This is a genomic window from Shewanella violacea DSS12, assembly GCF_000091325.1.
Classification (GTDB): Bacteria; Pseudomonadota; Gammaproteobacteria; order Enterobacterales; family Shewanellaceae; genus Shewanella; species Shewanella violacea.
Window position 1 is genome coordinate 1640752 of the sequence record NC_014012.1, and the last position, 22488, is coordinate 1663239.

Genomic DNA, 22488 nt, shown 5'->3' on the forward strand with positions numbered 1-22488 from the left:
TCGTGTTCACGACTTACTCCCCCTCCGCTTTCATCAATACTTGGCAGAACTTTTGCATGTCATTAACTAACAGTTAACTTCGTCAACTATTCGTCACTTAGGGTATTCTGTGGGACGATGGGGAGAAAGATATGCAGATTGGAGCCAACTCATTATTACAAGAGATGCAGTCTCTTAGTGGTGAAATAAAGCCTTCTGGATTCAATTCCGGTTTCAGTTCACCGATCACCCAGCAAGTCAGTAATACTTCAGGCAGCGATTTTGGCCAGCTTCTGTCCCAGGCTATAGGCACCGTCGGTGAGCTTCAGGCAAATTCTGGTTCATTGGCCAGCCGTCTGGACATGGGGGATACCAGAGTGACACTTTCTGATACCGTAATCGCCAGAGAAAAGGCCAGTGTTGCATTCGAAGCGACTGTGCAGGTTAGAAATAAGTTAGTTGAAGCTTATAAAGAAATTATGAGCATGCCTGTCTAGTTACGGCCCACATGCTAAGCATTACAATAATTAATAGAATAAACGGGTATCAATTTTGAGCACAGACATGGTAGTAGGTTCTGAGTCTACGTTGGCAAATGATCAGCTAGCGGGTGGGGTCCAGGAAGAAAATAAATCTGGTGGCTCTGGTATGTTTGGCGGGGTCGATATGTTGCGTCAGATCACCATGATACTCGCGCTAGCGATCTGTTTGGCCTTAGCTGTATTTATCATGCTTTGGGCTCAAGAGCCGGAATACAGACCTCTGGGACAAATGGATACCCAAGAGATGGTCAAGGTATTGGACGTCTTAGATAAAAATAAGATCAATTATCAGATAAATGTAGATGTTATCAAGGTACCTGAAGATCAGTACCAGGCTGTTAAGTTGTTATTGAGCCGAGAAGGTATCGACAGTGCTTCGAGTCAAAATGATTACTTGAGTCAAGACAGTGGTTTCGGTGTGAGCCAGAGAATGGAGCAGGCCAGACTCAAACACAGCCAAGAGTTGAACTTGGCTAGGGCAATTGAAGAGCTCAGAAGTATCAGTCGAGCTAAGGTTATTCTGGCTATCCCTAAAGAGAATGTCTTCTCCAGAAATCGCGCTAAACCCAGCGCAACTGTGGTACTCAATGTTCGTCGAGGCGGGCTGGGCCAAGAAGAAGTCGATGCCGTGGTCGATATAGTCGCTTCTGCCGTTCAAGGCTTAATCCCCACTCGTGTAACTGTCACTGATTCAAATGGCCGGTTATTAAACTCAGGTAGCCAAGATGCAGTGTCGGCAAGGGCAAGACGAGAGTTAGAATTAGTACAGCAAAAAGAGGTGGAATACAGGACTAAGGTTCAATCGATTCTAATGCCGATTCTAGGGCCTGAGAATTTTACCTCTCAAGTCGATGTCACCATGGACTTTACCGCAGTAGAGCAAACATCAAAGCGCTACAACCCAGACCTTCCGGCCCTTAGAAGTGAAATGACCGTGGAGAATAACTCGGATGGCGGTAGTGCATCAGGGATCCCTGGAGCCTTATCTAATCAGCCGCCTATGGAGAGCGATATTCCACAGGATGCGTTAAATGCTGAAGAGACAAGTTCAGCAAGTCGCGGCTCATCCCATAGAGAAGCCACTAGAAACTTTGAGCTCGATACGACCATCAGCCATACCAGACAGCAGGTTGGTACGGTAAGACGTGTCAGTGTTTCTGTTGCGGTGGATTATAAAAGCGGTGCAGCCGGAGAAGATGGTCAAATTAATCGAGTGCCAAGAACCGAACTCGAGTTATCGAATATTCGCCGCTTGTTAGAAGGCGCCGTAGGTTTTAGTACTCAACGTGGTGATGTGCTTGAAGTGGTGACCGTTCCCTTCATGGATCAGCTTCTGGAAGAAGCCCCTGCTCCAGAGTTGTGGGAGCAACCTTGGTTCTGGCGAGCACTAAAACTGGGTGTGGGTGGGATGATTATTCTTGCATTAATTCTGTTTATCGTCAGGCCTATGCTCAAACGTCTTATCTATCCCGATAGCGCCAATATTCCCGATGAGCCTAAATTTGGTGATGAACTGGCTGAGATCGAAGATCAATTTGCATCGGATACCTTGGGAATGCTCAATCGTCCAGAAGCTGAGTATAGCTATGCTGATGACGGTTCGATTTTGATACCGGATCTTCATAAAGATGATGATATGATTAAAGCAATTAGAGCATTAGTCGCAAATGAACCTGAGTTATCTACCCAGGTGATAAAAGGTTGGTTACAACAAGATGAGCAATAATTCAGAGAGTGACGTCAAATCTGGCAATGTTGACGAGCTGAGCGGCACTGAGAAAACGGCAATATTACTTCTAAGCCTTAGTGAAGCGGATGCTGCGTCAATTTTAAAACATCTGGAGCCTAAGCAAGTTCAGAAGGTCGGCATGGCCATGGCTGCCATGAGTGATTTTGGTCAGGAGAAAGTCATAGGTGTCCATAAGCTGTTTCTTGACGAAGTTCAAAAGTACTCATCTATTGGCTTTAACAGTGAAGAGTTTGTTCGCAAGGCCTTAACGGCTGCCTTAGGTGAAGACAAGGCAGGTAATTTGATCGAACAGATCATCATGGGCAGTGGTGCTAAGGGGCTAGATTCCCTTAAATGGATGGATCCACGCCAAGTGGCGACCATAATACAAAATGAGCATCCGCAGATCCAAACTATTGTACTGTCCTATCTTGAGCCCGATCAGGCTGCAGAAATTTTTGCCCAAGCCCCAGAGAATACTCGCCTAGATCTTATGATGCGTATCGCCAATTTAGAAGAGGTTCAACCAGCAGCACTCCAGGAATTAAACGACATCATGGAGAAACAGTTCGCAGGACAAGGTGGTGCTCAGGCGGCTAAAATGGGTGGCTTGAAAGCGGCTGCTAACATAATGAACTACCTTGATACAGGTGTTGAGAGTCAGCTCATGGAGACCATGAGAGAGTCAGATGAAGAGATGGCACAACAGATACAAGATCTTATGTTTGTATTTGAAAACTTGAGTGATGTAGATGACATAGGCATTCAAGTACTGCTTCGCGAGATTCAGCAAGACGTGCTGATGAAGGCACTTAAGGGGGCCGATGATGCACTCAAAGATAAGATTTTGGGTAATATGTCTAAGCGCGCAGCTGAGTTGTTAAGTGATGACTTAGAAGCCATGGGACCCATTAGGATCAGCGAAGTCGAAGTGGCTCAAAAAGAGATCTTGTCTATTGCCAGGCGTTTAAGTGATAGCGGTGAGATAATGTTAGGCGGTGGCGGTGGTGAAGAGTTCTTATAATGAAACCAGATAGTGAAGGTAAACCCATAGAGAATGAGTCTGGTCCATCCGAGACCGAGTTCACTCATTGGCAAATCCCAGATGTTACCGTTGCAGCAGCCGAAGATGTGTCTAATTTGTTCGGCCGTAGAACGGCGCAGAAAATTGATGTGGAAGAAGCTCAATCCATTTTACCCCCCACACTGATTGAAATTGAAGAGATACGTGAGCAAGCCGAGCAGGAAGGTTTTGCTCAGGGAAAAGAGGAAGGTTTTCAGACTGGCGTAGAAAGTGGCCGGTTAGAAGGCTTGAAACAAGGCCATGAAGAGGGGCTGAAACAGGGGATTGAGCAAGGTCTTAGTGAAGGACTCGAGCAAGCCAAAGTCTTAGTTTCACGATTTGAGTCCTTGTTGGAACAATTTGAAAAACCCTTAGCCTTGCTAGATACCGAGATTGAGCAAGAATTAGTCTCATTAACGATGAAATTAGCCCGCGCCGTCATAGGTAACGATTTGAAAACTCATCCAGAGCATGTATTAGCCGCACTGAGGCTAGGGGTAGATTCGCTGCCGTTGAAGGAGCAAGGGATAAGTATTCGCTTGCATCCCGATGATTATAATTTGGTTCAAGAATTATATAGCGCAAGTCAGTTAGAAAAAAATCGATGGGAATTGGAGTCTGATCCGAGTCTGGCACCTGGTGATTGTGTGATAAACAGTCAGAGAAGTAGTGTCGATATGCGACTCGAACATAGGATCACTACAGTTTTAGAGGAGATGACTCATCATCTTCAACATCTCAATCAATCCCAAGAGCAGCAACAGCAGGCCTTACCGTCTCACACAAGCCCACAAGTTAAGCAGAATTTGACTGATGAAACAGATACAGAATCTGAGGCTCAGCATTCATATCAAGAAAATAATGGCTCAGTGGCTCCACAATCTGAGGAAGCGGCATCAGCTGGCACCGTAAAGAGTGAGCCTAGTGGACAAGAAGACACACTGAAGCAAAATGAACCACACGTTACAGCATCTAAAGATTCAGAAGGCGTAAAACAAGATGAGCAATCGCCAAAGCCTGCTACTGAATAAAATCAGACAGCAACATGATAAAGTTCATCCATTTCTGGCTGAGGCCAGTGGACAGTTGATCCGAGTGGTAGGGTTAACACTCGAAGCCACAGGTTGTCGGGCCCCGATCGGCAGCTTATGTAGCATAGAAACCTTGGTCGGAGACTTGGTCGCCGAGGTGATAGGTTTCGATGATAATATCCTCTATTTAATGCCTATTGAAGAGCTCAGAGGCGTACTGCCCGGCGCCAAGGTTACCCCTCTAGGTGAGCAAACCGGACTCAATGTCGGTCTTTCATTATTAGGCCGGGTGCTCGATGGCAATGGTCAACCCCTAGATAATTTAGGCCGATTACAAACCGATCAAAAAGCGCCAAGACATTCACCTACCATCAACCCTTTAGCCCGAAGAGCGATCACTGAACCTTTAGATGTAGGGGTTAGGGCGATAAATGCCATGTTAACTGTGGGCAAAGGTCAGAGGATGGGGCTGTTTGCTGGTTCCGGCGTGGGTAAGAGCGTGCTACTTGGCATGATGACGCGAGGCACTACCGCCGACATAATAGTTGTGGGCTTAGTGGGAGAGCGAGGCCGAGAAGTTAAAGAGTTTATCGAAGAGATCCTTGGGGAAGAGGGGCGTGCTCGCTCTGTGGTGGTGGCAGCCCCCGCCGATACTTCTCCACTTATGCGTCTTCGGGCCTGTGAAACATCCACAAGAATTGCAGAATACTTTAGAGACCTAGGCTATAACGTATTGCTGCTTATGGATAGCTTGACTCGTTATGCTCAGGCTCAACGGGAAATAGCACTGGCAGTCGGTGAGCCTCCCGCGACGAAAGGCTATCCGCCTTCGGTGTTTGCTAAGTTACCTAAATTGGTTGAAAGAGCAGGTAATGGTGGTCCGGGTCAGGGCTCTATTACAGCGTTTTATACCGTATTAACCGAAGGTGATGATCTTCAAGATCCCATTGCCGATGCGGCAAGAGCAATTCTTGACGGACACATAGTCTTGTCGAGATCATTAGCCGATTCAGGCCATTATCCTGCAATTGATGTCGAAGCCTCGATTAGCCGTGTCGCACCTATGGTGATCAGCACAGAGCATTTGGAGTCGATGCGACGTGTTAAGCAAGTATATTCTCTGTTTCAACAGAACAAAGATCTTATCTCCATCGGGGCATACACTCAGGGCAGCGACCCTAGAATTGATAATGCGATACGGCTTCAACCAGCGATGAATGCATTTTTAAGGCAAAAGATGAAGGAGTCACTCAGTTTTGATTCTTGCCACCTGATGCTTTCTCAGTTAAGTGCTCAGTGTAAGGTGTGATCAATTTCTAGGTTTTTAGGTCTTAGATTCTAGGAACTAGGACCTTCTTTTTTTCTGGAGTATCAATGGCTAAGAAAGATCCTCTTCTTACTGTATTAAAACTGACTAGCGAAGCTGAAGAGCAGGCGGCACTGCAGTTGAAATCGGCTCAATTAGCATTTCAAAAGTGCCAGAGCCAACTCGAGGCGCTGCGCAACTATCGCTTAGACTATATGAAACAGATGGAGAGCCATCATGGTAAGACTATCAGTGCCAGTTATTATCATCAATTTCATCAATTTGTACGCCAAGTAGACGAAGCTATTACCAAGCAGCTAACCTCGGTCGCCGACGCAGATACTCAGAGAGTTCATAGACAAGAGTATTGGCAAGAGAAACAACAAAAACGTAAGGCTGTTGAATTGCTATTGGAACATAAAGCCCAGAAGGCCAGGCAAGAAGAGTTGAAGCTAGAACAAAAGATGGCGGATGAGTTTGCGTCACAACAATTTTATCGAAAAAGGCGTCAAAGGTAACAAGGGGTTTGATTTAAGCTTGTCTCTATTTGAGCCTTGTATGTTGGCGCATTTATTGCTTAGTTTAGTGATGACTTGTGGCCATTTCATTCTTTTAGTCACTATTTTGACGAAGCCGTTTTGACGAGATAGTTCTGACGTCACTGATTACTCTTAAAAATCGCGCTTATCTTGATTGAACATCAGCCTTGTTGGAGGCTTAATGCAGAAAATGACGAATATACCCTTAGGGAATAAAGAACACTCTTCCGAAAACTTATCTGTTGGGGGGATAAAACAAGGTGATAAGAGTCGTACTCAATCATCTGAAAATAATGATTTTTCTGTGGCTTTAGAACAAGCTAGCACTCAAGTTAATGAGTCAAATCGTGCTAAAAATGTCAATGTTGAAGTTACGTCGGTTAAAGAAAGCTCTGCTACAGCTATCGATATCGGTAAAGTCGAGAGTGAGGCCAGTGTCGATGGAGAGGCTATTGAGGTTAGTCATGTCTTGGCCCAGATAAACTGGGCCAATGAGCTTGATGCCAGTGATAGCTTCAATATTAGCGGCGATATCTTGCCGTCAAAGGACAATGAAAAAACCATAGAGCATTCAAGATTAGATGATTACTTGCTAAGTGTGTCGGATGAGGCTAGTAAATTAGCGCTAAGTGTCCCAGGTGAAATAGTCTCGCCTGAGGCTGTTAATGCAGAAGAGCAGAGTCTGGAAGGATCACAGGCGACACCTGTTATCAATTTAGAGACTCTAGTGATTGACTCTGATGCTCAAGCTATTGATGCCTACGCACAAGGCATTGAAGCCGATAATCAGCTCAATGTTCCTAAGACCCAGTTACCTCTGGATAAAAACCTTATAGATAAGCTGATGCAAGAATCTGGTTTGTCTGAGGTTGAATTAACACTTTTACCACCTGAAAATCTCATTCAGCTTATCGCGACAGTGACAAATCCAGACCGCCCAGTAGATCTCGTTGGAGCGCAGAGCGAAGAGAGCCGTGAAAGCCACAATCTAGGTCAGACACCGCCGCTGAGCATGTCGCCATTGTTCGAAGCTCAAGCCACTGATAAGACATCTGAAATTAAGGATGCAGGTAAACTGGCTCAGTCCCAACAAGGTGTAGGGCTTGATGTGTTAACCTCCATGAAAAGTCATACACAGCAAGATAAAGATAAGCAGTTTAGTCACATTTTAGGTGAAAACTCTCAGGTGGATGAGGCAGCTAAACAACAAGGGAGCACTAAGCTGCCTGTTGAAGCGAACGCAAAAGCTGAGCAACTACTAAAAGGGGCTGAATTATCAGTCCAGCTTAATCCCTTGAAGGCCAATGTTGAGCTGTCATCGACTCAAAGTGACACGACATCCACCCCAGGCCTAGACATTAAAACCTTACCTGGGATGCAGATAGGCGCAACACCGCAGAGCAAACCTGAGGTTCCTCAGTTTCAGTTGGTATTAAGACAGAATAATGACACTCAGAGCCAGATGCAGGAGATGATCCAGCGTTTCGCTCCAGTGATGAAGCAGCAGCTTGTGACTATGGTGAGTCAAGGTATCCAACATGCAGAAATCAGATTGGACCCACCAGAGCTAGGGTCATTAATGGTTAGAATTCAGGTTCAGGGGGATCAGACTCAAGTGCAGTTTCATGTCGTCCAGCATCAGACCAGAGACTTAGTTGAGCAAGCATTACCCAGGTTGAGAGAGATGTTAGCCGAGCAGGGATTGGAACTCACAGATAGCCAAGTTTCTCAGCGTGACTCGGGAAAAGATCAAGGTGAAGCGGAGCATTCGGGCCACTCACAAGAGGCATATGATCCGGAACTGGATGAAATATCTGCAGATGAGTCACTTTTAGGCTCAAATCAGGCATCTAGTTATCGTTCTGGTATAGATTATTACGCATAAGAAGGTAATCTATAGCAAAACTAGATCCTTGATGGGCAAAGGAATTAACCTTTGGTCTATTATAGAAACATAGCAGCAGATTTAAGCCTTAAAGGGAAATCCAATGGCCGAAGAAGAATCCTTAGAACTAGAAGAAAATGAACAACCGAAAAGTAAGAGTAAATTGATTGTGTTCGGTGTTATTGGCCTAGTGTTAGTGCTTATTATAGCCGGGGCTTTGTGGTTTTTTATGGGGACAAGTGATAGCCCTACAGACAGTGAAGATCTAGATGGCGCCGAAGAAATCCAAGAGCCTATGAATACAGGGGAAGCCTTCTATGTAGGCATGCCAAGACCATTTCTGTTTAACCTTCCGGGGGCTAATCGCTCTAGACTGGTAGAGATAAAAGTGCAGTTGATGGTACGTGGTGCTGACGATGATGTACTCATTAAGAAACACATTCCCTTGATTGAAGACGCACTACTGACGACGTTTAGCAGTGCCGATGTTCAAAAGCTAAGTACCCTTGCTGGCAAAGACGAGATGCGTCAATTGGCATTACTCAATGTTCAGAATACGCTGCTACCTGTGACTGGGCGTAAAATTGTGGAGAAAGTCCTGTTTACCGGTTTCGTTATGCAGTAGTGCATGAACCTAACCCATAAATTTTTTAGCTGTTGATTTTATGCTAGCTAGGTATCAAGTCAGTCTTGTATGAGTTAGCGACTTTCCCTATTTTTGTTTAAAAAGGCGTTATTGTGAGTGATCTATTAAGCCAAGACGAAATTGATGCGTTACTGCACGGTGTAGATGACGTCGATGATGATGATGATATTGAAGAGGGGGATATTGATGCCCGCTCCTATGACTTTTCTTCTCAAGATCGTATTGTTCGCGGAAGAATGCCGACCCTAGAGATCGTCAATGAAAGGTTTGCCAGACATTTGCGCATCAGTATGTTTAATATGATGCGCCGAGCTGCTGAAGTTTCTATCAATGGCGTGCAGATGCTTAAATTTGGTGAATATGTTCACACACTGTTTGTTCCTACTAGCCTGAATATGGTGAGGTTTAGTCCGCTTAAAGGAACTGGGCTAATCACTATGGAGGCAAGATTAGTCTTCATTTTAGTGGATAACTTCTTTGGCGGAGATGGACGTTTTCATGCCAAAATTGAAGGTCGAGAATTCACACCAACAGAAAGACGCATTGTTCAATTATTGCTAAAAATCATTTTTGAAGACTATAAAGATGCCTGGGCACCCGTAATGGATGTCGAGTTTGAGTATCTTGATTCAGAAGTTAATCCGGCCATGGCGAATATAGTGAGCCCAACAGAAGTGGTGGTCGTCAGCTCTTTCCATATCGAAGTGGATGGTGGTGGTGGTGATTTTCACATCACCATGCCATATTCCATGATTGAGCCAATACGTGAACTACTCGATGCCGGTGTGCAGAGTGATACTCAAGATACTGATATGCGCTGGTCTCTGGCATTGAAGGACGAGATCATGGATATTGATGTGGGTATAGATGCAACCATAGTGGAACAACAAATCACGCTAAAAGATGTGATGGAATTTAAAGCCGGTGACATTATTCCGGTTGAACTGCCTGAGCATATTGTTTTAAGAGTCGAAGACCTACCGACTTATCGGTGCAAGTTAGGCAAGACCAGAGACAATTTAGCCTTGCGGATCACTGAAAAAATACCACGACCAGAAACTGTAAAGTCTGAACTGCAATTAGTGACGCGCAAGAGTAAAGGTAGAGAGATTTCTGATTTATAAATCCTAATTTAGCCAAGCAACGAGTTGGTTAAGATATTAAGCTGAATTAAGTAGTTAAGGTAATAACAATGAGTACAGAAGATACAGGTGACGATTGGGCTGATGCAATGGCCGAGCAAGCAATTGAGGAAGCCCAGGCTGTCGAGTTTGATGAGCTAAATGATGAAGGCCAGGCCTTAAATGCCGAAGATTCGGTAAAACTCGATACCATTATGGATATCCCTGTCACCATATCCATGGAAGTAGGCCGTAGCTTCATCAGCATTCGTAATTTACTTCAACTAAACCAAGGTTCGGTGGTTGAGTTAGACCGGGTTGCCGGTGAGCCTCTGGATGTGATGGTCAATGGCACCTTGATTGCTCATGGTGAGGTGGTGGTGGTGAACGATAAATTTGGTATTCGCCTGACGGACGTTATTAGTCAAACCGAGCGCATTAAGAAGTTGAAATAAGGTTGATATGATTAACTCACTATTTGCAAGTGGACTAGCGGCCGTTCCAACAGTCGCTTCAACTGCGGACAAGAGCTCTGCAATGTCGACCATGACTAATATGTTAGGCGGGCTAATCGTCGTGCTTGCCATCATCTTCGTGCTGGCTTATATAGTTAAGCGATTAAATTTAGCGCCGTCTAGTCATAGTGTGTTAAAAACATTGGCTGTGATGCCATTGGGACAGAAAGAGAAGGTGGTATTGCTCGAAGTGGGCGGCCAGCAATACTTACTCGGGGTAACTTCCCAGCAAATACACGTCATAGATAAATTAGACGTGCCTGTCAGTATAGAGACCGAGTCTTTTGCTGAACGATTACGCCAAGCAAAGATGAAATAATTATGAAGAGATTGTCGTTTTCAATTATCTTGAGTTTATTGCTTATCTCTCCGGCCGCATTTGCCCTAGATGGAGTCTTACCAGCCTTGACTGTGACCACTACTCCAGATGGTGGCACTCAGTACTCTGTGACTATGCAGATATTGCTGTTAATGACAGCAATGAGCTTTCTGCCAGCCATGATTATCATGCTGACCTCATTCACTCGCATCATAGTGGTCTTGTCTATTCTAAGACAAGCAATCGGTTTACAACAAACGCCGTCGAACCAAGTGCTTATTGGTATAAGTATGTTTATGACCTTCTTCATCATGGCGCCAGTTTTTGATAAAATTTATGATGAAGCCGTTAAGCCTTATATTGCTGAAACCATGGATATTGAGCAGGCTTTCAATATAGGCAAAGAACCGATTAAAACCTTTATGCTAGCCCAAACCCGGTTAACAGATCTCGACACATTCATCGAAATTTCGGGATATCAGAATATAGATTCACCCGAAGATGTTCCTATGAGCGTATTAATTCCCTCATTTATCACCAGCGAGTTAAAGACTGCGTTTCAGATAGGTTTTATGTTATTTGTGCCTTTCCTGGTGTTAGATCTTGTGGTGGCCAGTATCTTGATGGCAATGGGTATGATGATGTTATCTCCTATGATCGTCTCACTGCCCTTTAAGATCATGTTGTTTGTGCTCGTCGATGGCTGGAGCCTAGTAATGGGAACTCTTGCCAATAGCTTCGGTATCTAGGTGGGTTTATGAATCCTGAATCTTTGGTCGATATCTTCCGGGAGGCCCTCTCTGTCATAGTGACAATCGTGTCACTGATCATAGTTCCTGGGCTTGTTATCGGATTAGTCGTGGCGGTATTTCAGGCAGCTACCTCGATTAACGAGCAAACCTTAAGTTTCCTGCCTCGTTTGTTAACTACCTTGTTCGCTTTGATGTTTCTGGGTCATACCTTAATTCAAACCATGATGGAATTTTTCGTACAGATGGTCAATATGATCCCCCAGGTCATTGGATGACGAGGGCAAAAGTAATTAGCATGACAAACATGACGACTCAACAGGGGTAGCCGCATGGATATTCTAATGACGACCATAATGGACACGATAGCCTCATATATGTGGCCATTGTTTAGGGTGTCCAGTATGTTTATGGTGATGGCCGTTTTCGGGGCTAATACCACACCTGTCAGAGTCAGAGCATTATTATCTATGGCAATTACCTTCGCCATAGTGCCAGTTTTACCTCCGGTTGAAAATGTAGAGCTATTTGCCGCGTCTGCGATGTTTATCACCTTACAACAGCTACTTATCGGCATAGCCATGGGGTTTGTAACCTTACTCGTTATGCAAACCTTCGTGCTTACGGGTCAAATCATAGGTATGCAGACAAGTTTAGGTTTTGCTTCTATGGTGGATCCTTCTTCCGGTCAGCAAACTCCCGTGATAGGTAACTTATTTTTGTTGCTAACCACCATGATCTTCCTCGCTGTCGATGGTCACCTGGTTATGATCCGTATGCTAGTCATGAGTTTCGAGACTATTCCCATATCAGATCAAGGGCTTAGTATCACAAGTTATAGAATGTTGGCAGATTGGGGTGGCTACATGTTTGGTGCGGCATTGACCATGTCGATCACGCCTATCGTTGCGCTTTTGCTGATCAACCTGTCCTTTGGAGTCATGACCCGAGCTTCTCCTCAACTGAATATTTTCGCCATAGGTTTCCCTGTAACCATGGTGAGTGGTTTAGTTATCTTGTGGTTAACCTTGACACCGATAATGGAGCACTTCAATGAAGTGTGGACCTCAGCTCAACTGCTGCTTTGCGATATACTAAAACTTCAGTGTAATACCGATGGGGCTTTTTGATGTTTCAACTTAACGGGTTGCAGAGCCTATCTAAGGGAGTGCTAGTTCATGGCTGAAAATGACAGTAGCCAAGAGAAAACCGAAGAGGCAACCCCCAGGCGATTAGAACAAGCAAGGGAGAAAGGTCAGGTTGCTCGCTCCAAAGAGCTAGGAACCTCGGCGGTGTTAGTGTCGGCAGCAGTAGGTTTTGCCATGGTAGGCCCCAGTATTGCGGGGAGTTTAGTCACCATAATGACAACCTTGTTTACCATGGACAGGGAACAAGTTTTTGACACCAATCAGATGGTTTTGATTTGGAGCATGATAGGACGAGAGCTTGCCTTTCCTATGGCTAGCCTGATGTTACTCATCGCTTTGGTGGCCTTCATCGGCAATATCGTATTAGGCGGAATAACCTTCTCAACAAAAGCCTTTATGCCGAAAACCGATAAAATGAATCCTATGGCGGGGTTTAAAAGAATGTTCGGTGTTCAGGCCTTAGTGGAATTGACCAAAGGTATCGCTAAATTTTTGGTTGTCGCATTATCAGCATACTTTCTTTTAAGTTTTTTCTTTGATGAAATTTTAGCCTTATCTCGGGACCATCTTCCCGGAAATGTTTACCATGCACTGGATCTACTGGTGTGGATGTTTATCTTACTGTGCTCCTCAACCATTCTCATCGTGGTTATCGATGTGCCATTTCAGGTCTGGAATCACAATAAACAACTCAAGATGACCAAGCAGGAAGTCAAAGACGAATATAAGGACACCGAAGGTAAACCTGAGGTGAAAGGCAAGATAAGACAGATGCAAAGGGAAATCGCGCAGAAACGTATGATGTCAGAAGTTCCAAATGCCGATGTTATCGTTGTCAATCCAGAGCACTATGCGGTGGCGGTAAAGTATGATGCCATGAAGTCGACGGCTCCTTATGTATTGGCCAAAGGTGTCGATGAGGTTGCTTTTAAAATTAGAGAGATAGCCCGTGAACACGAGATAGCTATTGTTTCGGCCCCACCTTTAGCTCGCGCTATTTATCATACGACTAAAATAGATCAAGAGATCCCTGAGGGATTATTTACTGCCGTGGCTCAGGTTTTAGCTTATGTGTTTCAGTTACGCCAATATCAGCGACATGGAGGCCGAAGACCAACCACCATTCCAGTAAAACAGCCCATACCGGATGATTTGAAATATTAGTTTAAGTCGGTCATGTTCCACTAAATTTTGACGGCCCTTAGTCTTATCCTTTAATAGTGTAAGCGTATTTTTCGATGTAATAGTGTAAATGTGCGTCTTAATATACTATTTTTGATGAAAATTCACTCAGTTAAATCACAAGTCATTCATTTAACGGCAATATAACGGTATAGTGCAAACTTGATAATATTAAGTACCACATTGATAACTTAGTTGTTGGTGATGGGAGTAATTTGCACAACTTGGCTTTAAAATTGCTTGATTAGAGCTAGATGTCAAAAGTTTGGATTTTTTGAATGGATGTTAAAGCAAAACTTGGTCAACTTAAACAAATAAAGCCTTCTAGTTTCAAAGGTATAGGGACTCCTTTATTTGTTCTCGCTGCGTTAGGCATGATTATTTTGCCTATGCCACCATTTCTGCTGGATATTCTGTTCTCATTTAATATTGCCTTGGCTTTAGTCGTATTGCTGGTCGCTATTTATACTGACAGACCATTAGATTTTGCCGCTTTCCCCAGTGTATTACTAATAGCGACTCTACTGCGTCTTGCCCTCAATGTGGCATCGACTCGGGTGGTCTTACTCGAAGGACACAACGGTGGTGATGCTGCCGGTAAAGTGATTGAGTCATTTGGATCGGTTGTGATAGGCGGAAACTATGCCGTTGGCTTAGTAGTATTCTTAATCCTTATCATCATTAACTTCGCCGTTGTTACCAAAGGTGCTGGGCGGATAGCAGAAGTTAGTGCTCGCTTTACCTTAGACGCAATGCCTGGTAAACAGATGGCTATCGATGCCGATTTGAATGCCGGCGTATTGAACCAGGAGCAGGCAAGAGAAAGGCGCGCGGAAGTGACCAAGGAAGCCGATTTTTACGGGGCAATGGACGGTGCATCTAAATTTGTTAAAGGCGATGCGATTGCCGGGATCATGATCATGGTGATCAATATCCTTGGAGGATTCGTTATCGGTATGGTGCAGCATGGTCTGGATTTCTCTACTGCGGTGGAGATCTATACTCTGCTAACCATAGGTGATGGCTTGGTAGCTCAGATCCCAGGCCTTTTACTCTCAATTGCTGCAGCATTGATGGTGACACGTCAGAACGAGTCCGGCGATATGGGCCAGATGATGATGTCTCAGATGCTTGACAACCCTAGGTCAATAGCGATTGCTGCCGGTGTCTTGTTTATCATGGGTATAGTGCCAGGTATGCCACATTTTGCCTTTATTTCTCTGGCATTGGTTGTCGGTTCAGTGGCCTACTTCTTATATAAAAAACGAGAGAAAGAGCATGAGGAATCCCTGGAACTTGCGAAGAAGCCTGCTGTAGATAAGGCTGCAGGTAAACCTAAAGAACTCAGTTGGGATGATGTGCAGCATGTTGATACTATAGGGTTAGAAGTCGGATTTCGACTTATTCCTCTGGTCGATAAAGGTCAGGGCGGAGAGTTACTTGGCAGGATTAAAGGGGTACGTAAGAAGTTATCTCAAGAACTTGGATTTCTGGTGCCTGCTGTGCATATTCGAGATAACTTAGATCTCTCTCCTAATACCTATCGTATCTCCTTGATGGGGGTGGCGTCTGGCGAAGCCGAAATAAGACATGATTGTGAACTGGCCATCAACCCAGGCCAGGTATATGGCAAACTCGATGGCATAGAGACGAAAGATCCCGCTTTTGGTTTAGAAGCAGTTTGGATAGCCCCGGAAATGAGGGAGCATGCGCAAACCTTAGGTTATACCGTGGTGGATGCTGCGACGGTAGTGGCTACTCACTTGAGCCAGCTATTAACCAATAATGCGGCTAAGCTGCTCGGTTATGAAGAAGTACAGCAGCTTATGGATATGTTGGCTAAACATTCTCCTAAGTTAGTCGATGGCTTCATACCCGATGTTATGTCCCTGGGAACCGTTGTTAAAGTCATGCAAAACTTACTTAACGAAGGCGTATCGATTCGCGATCTTAAGACCATAGTACAGACATTGCTTGAATATGGTCCCAAGAGTACAGATACGGAAGTCTTGACCGCTGCCGTACGCATTTCACTGAAACGTATGATAGTGCAGGAGATCAGCGGGCCTGAAACGGAAATACCCGTCATTACTTTGGCGCCAGAGTTGGAACAAATGTTGCATCAGTCAATGCAAGCGACGGGAGGAGAAGGGCCCAACATCGAACCTAGCTTGGCTGAGCGGATGCAAAAGTCTTTAGAAGACGCAGCACAAAGGCAAGAGATGGTGGGGCAACCAGCAATATTATTGACATCGGGTATGTTACGTTCGACTCTCTCTCGATTTGTAAAGCACACGATTCCTAACCTAAGGGTTATTTCCTATCAGGAAGTTCCCGATGAGAAGCAAATTCGAATTGTTTCTGCTGTAGGTCAGTAGAGGGCATATAAGTGAAAATTAAACGTTTCTTAGCAAAAGATATGCGAACGGCATTGGCTCAGGTCAAAGAGACCTTAGGCTCGGATGCCGTGATAATGTCGAACAAAAAGGTCACAGGTGGAATCGAGATCGTCGCTGCCGTGGATTATGATGAGCCGAAACCTAAGGCCTTACAGGCTGAAAGACCTGCATCATCAGCCACTTTTATGGACTTGGCTGAAGAGAGAATTTCTCTGGGTTTAAAGAGACCTATTCGCGCAGAAGCTAAAGTAAAGCCGGCACCTGCGGCAGATTCACTTCAGGCATTGCTAGAGAGACAGCAGAGTCGGGTTGAACGACAAGTCTCTGAGCATTCGAGTGATGAATTGGATATGCCCGAATGGGCAAAAGGTTTGCAGGCTCCTCCGTCACAGGCTAAAGCGTCGCCTATGGAGAGGCAGCATTATTCAAATAAGCCCTCACATGAGGCAAAGGGGAAACCTAGCCCTGAACTTGAGATGATGCGTGAAGAGCTGGCATCTTTGAGAAGCTTGTTAACCCATCAAGTTACGGCTCTGATGAGTGAGCAGAAAAGTCGGGTCGATCCCGTTGGCGCCATGCTAGAGAGCAAGTTACTGGATGCAGAGTTCTCACCTGCTGTGTCAAAGAAACTTTCCGAATTGAGTGAGCATTATACGCCTGCTGATTTGGTCAGAGCATTGCCTCGCAGCCTAGCCAATATGTTGGATAATCAAGGTGATGATATCGTTCGCCAGGGTGGGGTGGTAGCGTTTGTCGGACCGACAGGTGTTGGAAAAACAACAACACTGGCTAAATTAGCCGCCAGATATGCAGCACATCACGGCGCTGAGCATGTCGCTTTAATTACAACGGATCATTATCGCATCGGCGCCTTTGAGCAATTGGCCACCTATGGAAAAATAATGGGATGCCCGGTTAAGCAAGCTCATGACCTTAATGAGTTGGAACAAATACTTTATCAGTTCCGTAATCGCAAGCTAGTATTGATAGATACGGCAGGAATGGGCCAAAGAGACATGCGCCTGTTCCAGCAGCTTGATAATTTAGCAGCAAATAGCAGATTGCCTATTCGCAGTTATCTGGTACTGTCATCAACAGGGCAGAGAAGAGTTTTAGAAGAAGCGGTGACACAATTTAGTCGTATCCCCTTATCAGGTGCGATACTCACTAAATTAGATGAATCAGTTTCCCTAGCCCCAGCTTTGAGTGTTTTGATACAAAGTGGGTTACCATTAAGTTATGTGACTGATGGGCAAAGAGTTCCAGAAGATATGAAAGTGGCCGATACATTCGAGCTAGCAAACAAAGCTCTGTCGGTATTAGATAATAAACCAGCAGTCAGAAATAATGAACGGTCAGATGAAAGGGCCTATGCATTTGAATAAAGCAATGAATCGGGATCAAGCAAGTGGTTTACGTATGATGAATCAACCTTATAACGAAAAAGTAAAAGTAATCGCCGTATCGGGTGGTAAGGGGGGCGTGGGTAAAACCAGTGTTGCCATCAATACCGCAGTTGCGTTAGCTGAAAAAGGTAAACGTGTACTCGTCCTGGATGCCGACTTAGGTCTGGCAAACGTGGATGTCATGCTCGGCATACGCGCAGAACGCAACTTATCCCATGTCTTATCTGGCGAGTCTGAGCTAGACGATATCATAGTGCGTGGACCTAAGGGGATTGGAATCATTCCTGCCACTTCAGGTACCCAAGCTATGGTTGAATTGTCAGCGGCTCAACATGCAGGGCTAATCAGGGCATTCAGCGAGATGCGAACACAGTTCGACATACTCATTGTCGATACCGCTGCCGGTATTTCAGATATGGTATTGAGTTTTTCGAGAGCCTCACAAGATGTATTAGTGGTGGTTTGCGACGAACCTACATCAATTACCGATGCTTATGCATTAATTAAGATACTGAGTAGGCAACATGGGGTCTTTCGTTTTAAAATAGTTGCCAATATGGTGCGAAGTTTACGGGAAGGGATGGAACTCTTTGCTAAGCTTAGTAAAGTTACCGATCGTTTCTTGGATGTTGCATTAGAATTAGTTGCTACCATTCCATTTGATGAAAACTTACGCAAGTCGGTACGCAAGCAGAAATTAATAGTTGAAGCGTATCCAAAGTCTCCGGCAACAATTGCTTATCATGGTTTGGCTAACAAGGTAATTAGTTGGCCTATACCACAGCAACCAGGAGGCCATCTAGAGTTCTTTGTTGAACGTTTAGTACAGCGTACTGAGTATCAAGAGGATAGAGCGAGTGAGTAAAGCCTCTGCGTATACTTGTTTAGATAATAAAGCTTTAATCGTTGAACAATACGCACCGCTTGTGAAAAAAATAGCTCACCATTTACTCGCTCGTTTACCAGCCTCTGTGCAAATCGATGATTTACTACAGGCTGGTATGATGGGGTTATTGGAAGCATCGTCAAAATTTGATGGTAACAAAGGGGCTAAGTTTGAAACATTCGCGGGCATAAGAATTCGCGGATCTATGCTTGATGAGATTCGTCGTGGGGATTGGGTACCTAGATCTGTCCATAGAAACCAGAGACGAGTCGCCCAGGTTATTGATGAGCTTGAGCAGGAGCTTGGTAGAGATGCCAAAGATGCCGAGATAGCCCAAAGATTGGACATGACCTTAAATGAATATCATCATATTTTAAATGATGTTTCGGTAGGGAAAGTAATTGGCATTGAAGATTTAGGTGTATCGGTCGATGTTATTAGTCACGATAACGGGGTTAATGACGATACATTTGAGTCGATTGCAGAAGGTGAGTTTCATTTAGCCTTAGTTGCAGCAATTAAGTTATTGCCAGAAAGAGATGGACTGGTTTTGTCGCTTTATTACGATGAAGCTTTAAATTTAAAAGAAATAGGGGCCATTCTTGAGGTTAGTGAGTCACGGGTTAGCCAGATTTTAAGTCAGGCAATGCTTAGACTAAAAGCTAAACTTAAGCATTGGACAAAAAAATAACGATTACATGAGCAATAATTAAGAGCTCCGCGGAGGAAACTTTGGACAAGAATATGAAGATTCTCGTTGTTGACGATTTCTCGACAATGAGACGTATCATCAAGAACTTGTTAAGAGACTTGGGTTTTAACAACACCCAGGAAGCTGATGACGGTTCGACAGCACTACCTATGTTACAGAAAGGAGATTTTGACTTTGTTGTGACCGACTGGAATATGCCGGGTATGCAAGGCATCGATCTTTTAAAAGCGATTCGTGCCGATGATGAATTGAAAAATATCCCTGTGTTGATGGTAACTGCAGAGGCAAAGAGGGAACAGATTATTGCCGCGGCTCAGGCCGGGGTTAATGGTTATGTTGTCAAACCTTTCACGGCAGCGACATTGAAAGAGAAGTTAGACAAAATCTTCGAACGACTCGGTTAACCAAGGTTGTGATATGCAGGTGAATACTTCAGGGCTAATTTCGTTAGAGCAGGCAAATAAATTGGTAGACTTGCTGACTCAAGGCGAACAATTACTCGCTGACGATTTAATTAGAGACATAGCTGCACCGATTCAAAAGGACCTTTTTGAAGAGGTCGGAAGACTCACTCGTCAGCTTCATAGTGCGATTGTCGATTTTCAAATTGATGATCGCCTGGTTGAGCTAACGAGTACTGAGATTCCGGATGCCAAAGAGCGGTTGACTTATGTCATAGATATGACTGAGCAAGCTGCTAATAAAACCATGGACGCAGTTGAAGAATGTCTTCCCCTGGCCAATGCTCTTTCGGCTAATATTCAATCTGTAAAGCCTGCATGGGATCGACTCATGAGGCGTGAAATTGAGCTCAGCGAATTTAAACCCTTGTGTCACAAGGTTCAACAATTTGTCGAGCGAAGTGAATTAGATTCTATCCGTTTGAAAGAACTGTTAAACCAAATATTACTTGCCCAAGATTTTCAAGATTTGACTGGGCAGATGATAAAAAGGGTTATCGATCTCGTTCGTGAAGTAGAAAATAATTTAGTCTCGATGCTGACGGTATTTGGTGAACAACCCGTCAGTGAAAATCCGACAATCATCGATAGTAGTGTTGAGGCCGAAGGGCCGATCATGAACGCTGAACAACGTGACGATGTCGTCGCAGGTCAAGATGAAGTTGATGATCTGCTGTCGAGTTTGGGTTTTTAATTAGGAGTCATATTAATGTCATTCGATGTTGATGAAGAGATACTGCAAGACTTTTTGATCGAAGCTGGTGAGATTTTAGAGCTTTTGTCTGAACAGTTAGTCACTTTAGAAAATAACCCTGATGATTCGGAGTTGCTTAATGCAATTTTTCGAGGTTTTCACACTGTAAAAGGTGGTGCGGGATTTCTTAGTTTGACTCCAATGGTAGATGTTTGCCATGAAGCTGAAAACACCTTCGATCTGCTGCGAACCGGCAAACGTGATGTATCCGCCGAGTTGATGGATATTATTTTACAGGCAGTTGATGCTATCAACGCCATGTTTGCTCAGACTCAGGCTGGGCAGCAGCAAGAACCTGCCGATGCTACCCTGTTGGCTAATTTGAAGTTACTGAGCTCAGGTTCTCCACTTCCTGGTTCAGCTGCACCAAGCGAGGCTTCAATCGAACTATTTGATGAGACCCCACTTGCCGATGACTCTGGTATTGAATTGTTTGATTCCGCTCCTCAGCAGATATCGAGTATTGCCGGTGAAGGCGGGATAGACGAGATCAACGATGATGAGTTTGAAGCGCTGTTAGATGCATTACATGGTGGCGGTAATAGCCCATCTGTAACTAAGCAAGCTGCAATCAGCACGCCGACTTCGAGCCAATCCGATGATATCACTGACGATGAGTTCGAATCTTTACTCGATGAATTACACGGTTCTGGTAATTTTAAGGAAAAATCATCGAGCACAATTGCTGCTGATGTTTCCCCAGCTGTAGATTCTAATGATATATCTGATGACGAATTTGAAAAACTGCTCGATGAACTTCATGGGGCAGGTGGCGGACCTGGTGGGGGCACAGAAGCTCCTTCACCAGTGGCCCAAAAAGTTGTGCCTGTGGCTAAGTCAGTGGCTCCAACGGCTGCACCCGTAACGACTAAATCTGTAGTTAAACCCGTTGTGCCAGAGAAGAAAAAGGTCGCTAAATCAGCGCCAGCTAACATGCCTCAGGCAGAAACAACAGTACGTGTCGATACGGCTAGACTCGATCAGATCATGAACATGGTTGGCGAACTCGTGTTGGTGCGTAACCGCTTACTGAGTTTAGGTATCTCTCGAGATGATGAAGAGATGTCCAAGGCATTAGCTAATCTTGACTTAGTAACTGCAGATCTGCAGGGCGCGGTGATGAAGACCCGCATGCAACCTATCAAGAAAGTTTTTGGTCGCTTCCCACGTGTTGTGAGAGATCTCGCTCGTAGTTTGAATAAAGACATTACTCTCACCATGATTGGTGAGGAAACAGATCTAGATAAGAATTTAGTTGAGGCACTAGCCGACCCTCTGGTTCACTTAGTGCGGAACTCAGTCGATCATGGTATCGAGATGCCGGCGGACCGTGAAGCCAGTGGCAAATCCAGAACGGGTACGATAACACTGTCTGCGAGCCAGGAAGGCGATCATATCCTGCTTAAAATCGAGGATGATGGTGCAGGCATGGATCCCGATAAATTGAAAGAGATCGCCATAACTCGTGGTGTGCTCGACGAAGAAGCGGCTGCTAGAATGTCTGATCAAGAGGCTTATAACCTCATCTTCGCTCCTGGTTTTTCCACTAAAGTTGAAATTTCTGATATTTCTGGCCGTGGTGTCGGCATGGATGTAGTTAAAACCCGTATTGCTCAGCTCAACGGGACTATCCATATCGATTCTTTAAAAGGTAAAGGGACTATATTAGAGATTAAGGTGCCCTTAACCTTAGCTATCATGCCTACCTTGATGGTTGAAGTAGCAACTCAAGTGTTCGCATTACCACTATCGAGTGTCAGTGAAATATTCCATCTCGATTTGACTAAAACCAATATCGTCGATGGTCAACTTACCGTTATCGTAAGACAGAAGGCTGTACCGCTGTTTTATCTTGAGCATTGGTTGAGTCGAGTACCATCGAGTTTGAAGCACGGTGATAAGGCTTATGGTCACGTAGTTATTGTTCAGTTAGGTACCAAACAAATTGGCTTCGTTGTGGATTCATTGATTGGTCAGGAAGAAGTCGTGATCAAACCTCTTGGTACCATGTTACATGGCACACCAGGTATGGCCGGGGCTACCATAACATCAGATGGTGGTATTGCATTGATCTTAGATGTACCTGGTTTACTTAAGCATTATGCAAAAAAATAAA

At 44.6% G+C, this 22488-nt stretch carries 22 protein-coding genes; all 22 read left to right on the forward strand.

The annotated features are described in order from the left end of the window. Positions 1-131 precede the first annotated feature (131 nt). The 22 genes from fliE to SVI_RS06735 all read left to right on the forward strand — a co-directional run bounded on the left by fliE (position 132) and on the right by SVI_RS06735 (position 22487). Entirely contained in the window at positions 132-476 is a 345-nt protein-coding gene (gene fliE / locus SVI_RS06630; RefSeq protein ID WP_013050712.1) for a flagellar hook-basal body complex protein FliE, read from the forward strand. 67 nt (positions 477-543) lie between these two features. Next, the gene (gene fliF / locus SVI_RS06635) at positions 544-2247 is read left to right on the forward strand and encodes a flagellar basal-body MS-ring/collar protein FliF (protein WP_041419753.1); all 1704 of its coding nucleotides are present in this window, start codon (positions 544-546) and stop codon (positions 2245-2247) included. Then, a complete protein-coding gene (fliG, locus tag SVI_RS06640; protein ID WP_013050714.1) occupies positions 2237-3274 on the forward strand; it encodes a flagellar motor switch protein FliG in 1038 nt (345 codons plus the stop codon). Before fliF ends, fliG begins: the two co-directional genes overlap by 11 nt. Then, a complete protein-coding gene (gene fliH, locus SVI_RS06645) occupies positions 3274-4344 on the forward strand; it encodes a flagellar assembly protein FliH (RefSeq protein ID WP_013050715.1) in 1071 nt (356 codons plus the stop codon). Before fliG ends, fliH begins: the two co-directional genes overlap by 1 nt. Then, positions 4313-5653 carry a flagellar protein export ATPase FliI gene (gene fliI / locus SVI_RS06650; protein ID WP_013050716.1) on the forward strand — a complete coding sequence of 447 codons (1341 nt, stop codon included), beginning with the start codon at positions 4313-4315 and terminating at the stop codon, positions 5651-5653. Before fliH ends, fliI begins: the two co-directional genes overlap by 32 nt. A gap of 65 nt (positions 5654-5718) precedes the next feature. Further along, positions 5719-6168: a flagellar export protein FliJ gene (gene fliJ / locus SVI_RS06655; RefSeq protein WP_013050717.1), complete on the forward strand. Its 450-nt coding sequence runs from the start codon at positions 5719-5721 to the stop codon at positions 6166-6168. A 202-nt stretch (positions 6169-6370) separates the two neighbouring features. After that, positions 6371-8074, forward strand: a complete 1704-nt coding sequence (locus SVI_RS06660) for a flagellar hook-length control protein FliK (protein WP_157608662.1) — start codon at positions 6371-6373, stop codon at positions 8072-8074. Positions 8075-8177: 103 nt separating this feature from the next. Next, entirely contained in the window at positions 8178-8699 is a 522-nt protein-coding gene (gene fliL, locus SVI_RS06665; RefSeq protein WP_013050719.1) for a flagellar basal body-associated protein FliL, read from the forward strand. Positions 8700-8812: 113 nt separating this feature from the next. Next, complete coding sequence (gene fliM, locus SVI_RS06670; protein WP_013050720.1) at positions 8813-9844, forward strand: flagellar motor switch protein FliM; 1032 nt, start codon at positions 8813-8815, stop codon at positions 9842-9844. A 68-nt stretch (positions 9845-9912) separates the two neighbouring features. Next, positions 9913-10296: a flagellar motor switch protein FliN gene (gene fliN, locus SVI_RS06675; RefSeq protein WP_013050721.1), complete on the forward strand. Its 384-nt coding sequence runs from the start codon at positions 9913-9915 to the stop codon at positions 10294-10296. Positions 10297-10303: 7 nt separating this feature from the next. Beyond that, positions 10304-10675 (forward strand): flagellar biosynthetic protein FliO, encoded by a 372-nt coding sequence (gene fliO / locus SVI_RS06680; protein WP_013050722.1) that lies wholly within the window; start codon positions 10304-10306, stop codon positions 10673-10675. Between the two features lie 2 nt (positions 10676-10677). Beyond that, positions 10678-11424: a flagellar type III secretion system pore protein FliP gene (fliP, locus tag SVI_RS06685; RefSeq protein ID WP_013050723.1), complete on the forward strand. Its 747-nt coding sequence runs from the start codon at positions 10678-10680 to the stop codon at positions 11422-11424. Between the two features lie 8 nt (positions 11425-11432). Continuing rightward, entirely contained in the window at positions 11433-11702 is a 270-nt protein-coding gene (gene fliQ / locus SVI_RS06690; RefSeq protein ID WP_005499500.1) for a flagellar biosynthesis protein FliQ, read from the forward strand. A gap of 54 nt (positions 11703-11756) precedes the next feature. Beyond that, positions 11757-12554 (forward strand): flagellar biosynthetic protein FliR, encoded by a 798-nt coding sequence (gene fliR / locus SVI_RS06695; RefSeq protein WP_013050724.1) that lies wholly within the window; start codon positions 11757-11759, stop codon positions 12552-12554. Between the two features lie 48 nt (positions 12555-12602). Continuing rightward, on the forward strand, positions 12603-13736 hold the full coding sequence (gene flhB / locus SVI_RS06700; RefSeq protein ID WP_013050725.1) for a flagellar biosynthesis protein FlhB: 1134 nt from the start codon (positions 12603-12605) through the stop codon (positions 13734-13736). Between the two features lie 296 nt (positions 13737-14032). Beyond that, entirely contained in the window at positions 14033-16132 is a 2100-nt protein-coding gene (gene flhA / locus SVI_RS06705; RefSeq protein ID WP_013050726.1) for a flagellar biosynthesis protein FlhA, read from the forward strand. A gap of 11 nt (positions 16133-16143) precedes the next feature. Next, complete coding sequence (gene flhF, locus SVI_RS06710; RefSeq protein ID WP_013050727.1) at positions 16144-17538, forward strand: flagellar biosynthesis protein FlhF; 1395 nt, start codon at positions 16144-16146, stop codon at positions 17536-17538. A gap of 4 nt (positions 17539-17542) precedes the next feature. Next, positions 17543-18424, forward strand: coding sequence for a MinD/ParA family protein (locus SVI_RS06715; RefSeq protein WP_041420244.1), 882 nt, complete (start codon positions 17543-17545; stop codon positions 18422-18424). Then, positions 18417-19136, forward strand: coding sequence for an RNA polymerase sigma factor FliA (locus SVI_RS06720; protein WP_013050729.1), 720 nt, complete (start codon positions 18417-18419; stop codon positions 19134-19136). Before SVI_RS06715 ends, SVI_RS06720 begins: the two co-directional genes overlap by 8 nt. Positions 19137-19177: 41 nt before the next feature. Then, entirely contained in the window at positions 19178-19561 is a 384-nt protein-coding gene (gene cheY / locus SVI_RS06725; protein ID WP_012324268.1) for a chemotaxis response regulator CheY, read from the forward strand. Positions 19562-19574: 13 nt separating this feature from the next. Beyond that, positions 19575-20312, forward strand: coding sequence for a protein phosphatase CheZ (locus SVI_RS06730; RefSeq protein ID WP_041419754.1), 738 nt, complete (start codon positions 19575-19577; stop codon positions 20310-20312). A 15-nt stretch (positions 20313-20327) separates the two neighbouring features. Next, complete coding sequence (locus SVI_RS06735) at positions 20328-22487, forward strand: chemotaxis protein CheA (RefSeq protein ID WP_013050731.1); 2160 nt, start codon at positions 20328-20330, stop codon at positions 22485-22487. The last annotated feature ends 1 nt before the right edge of the window (position 22488 follow it).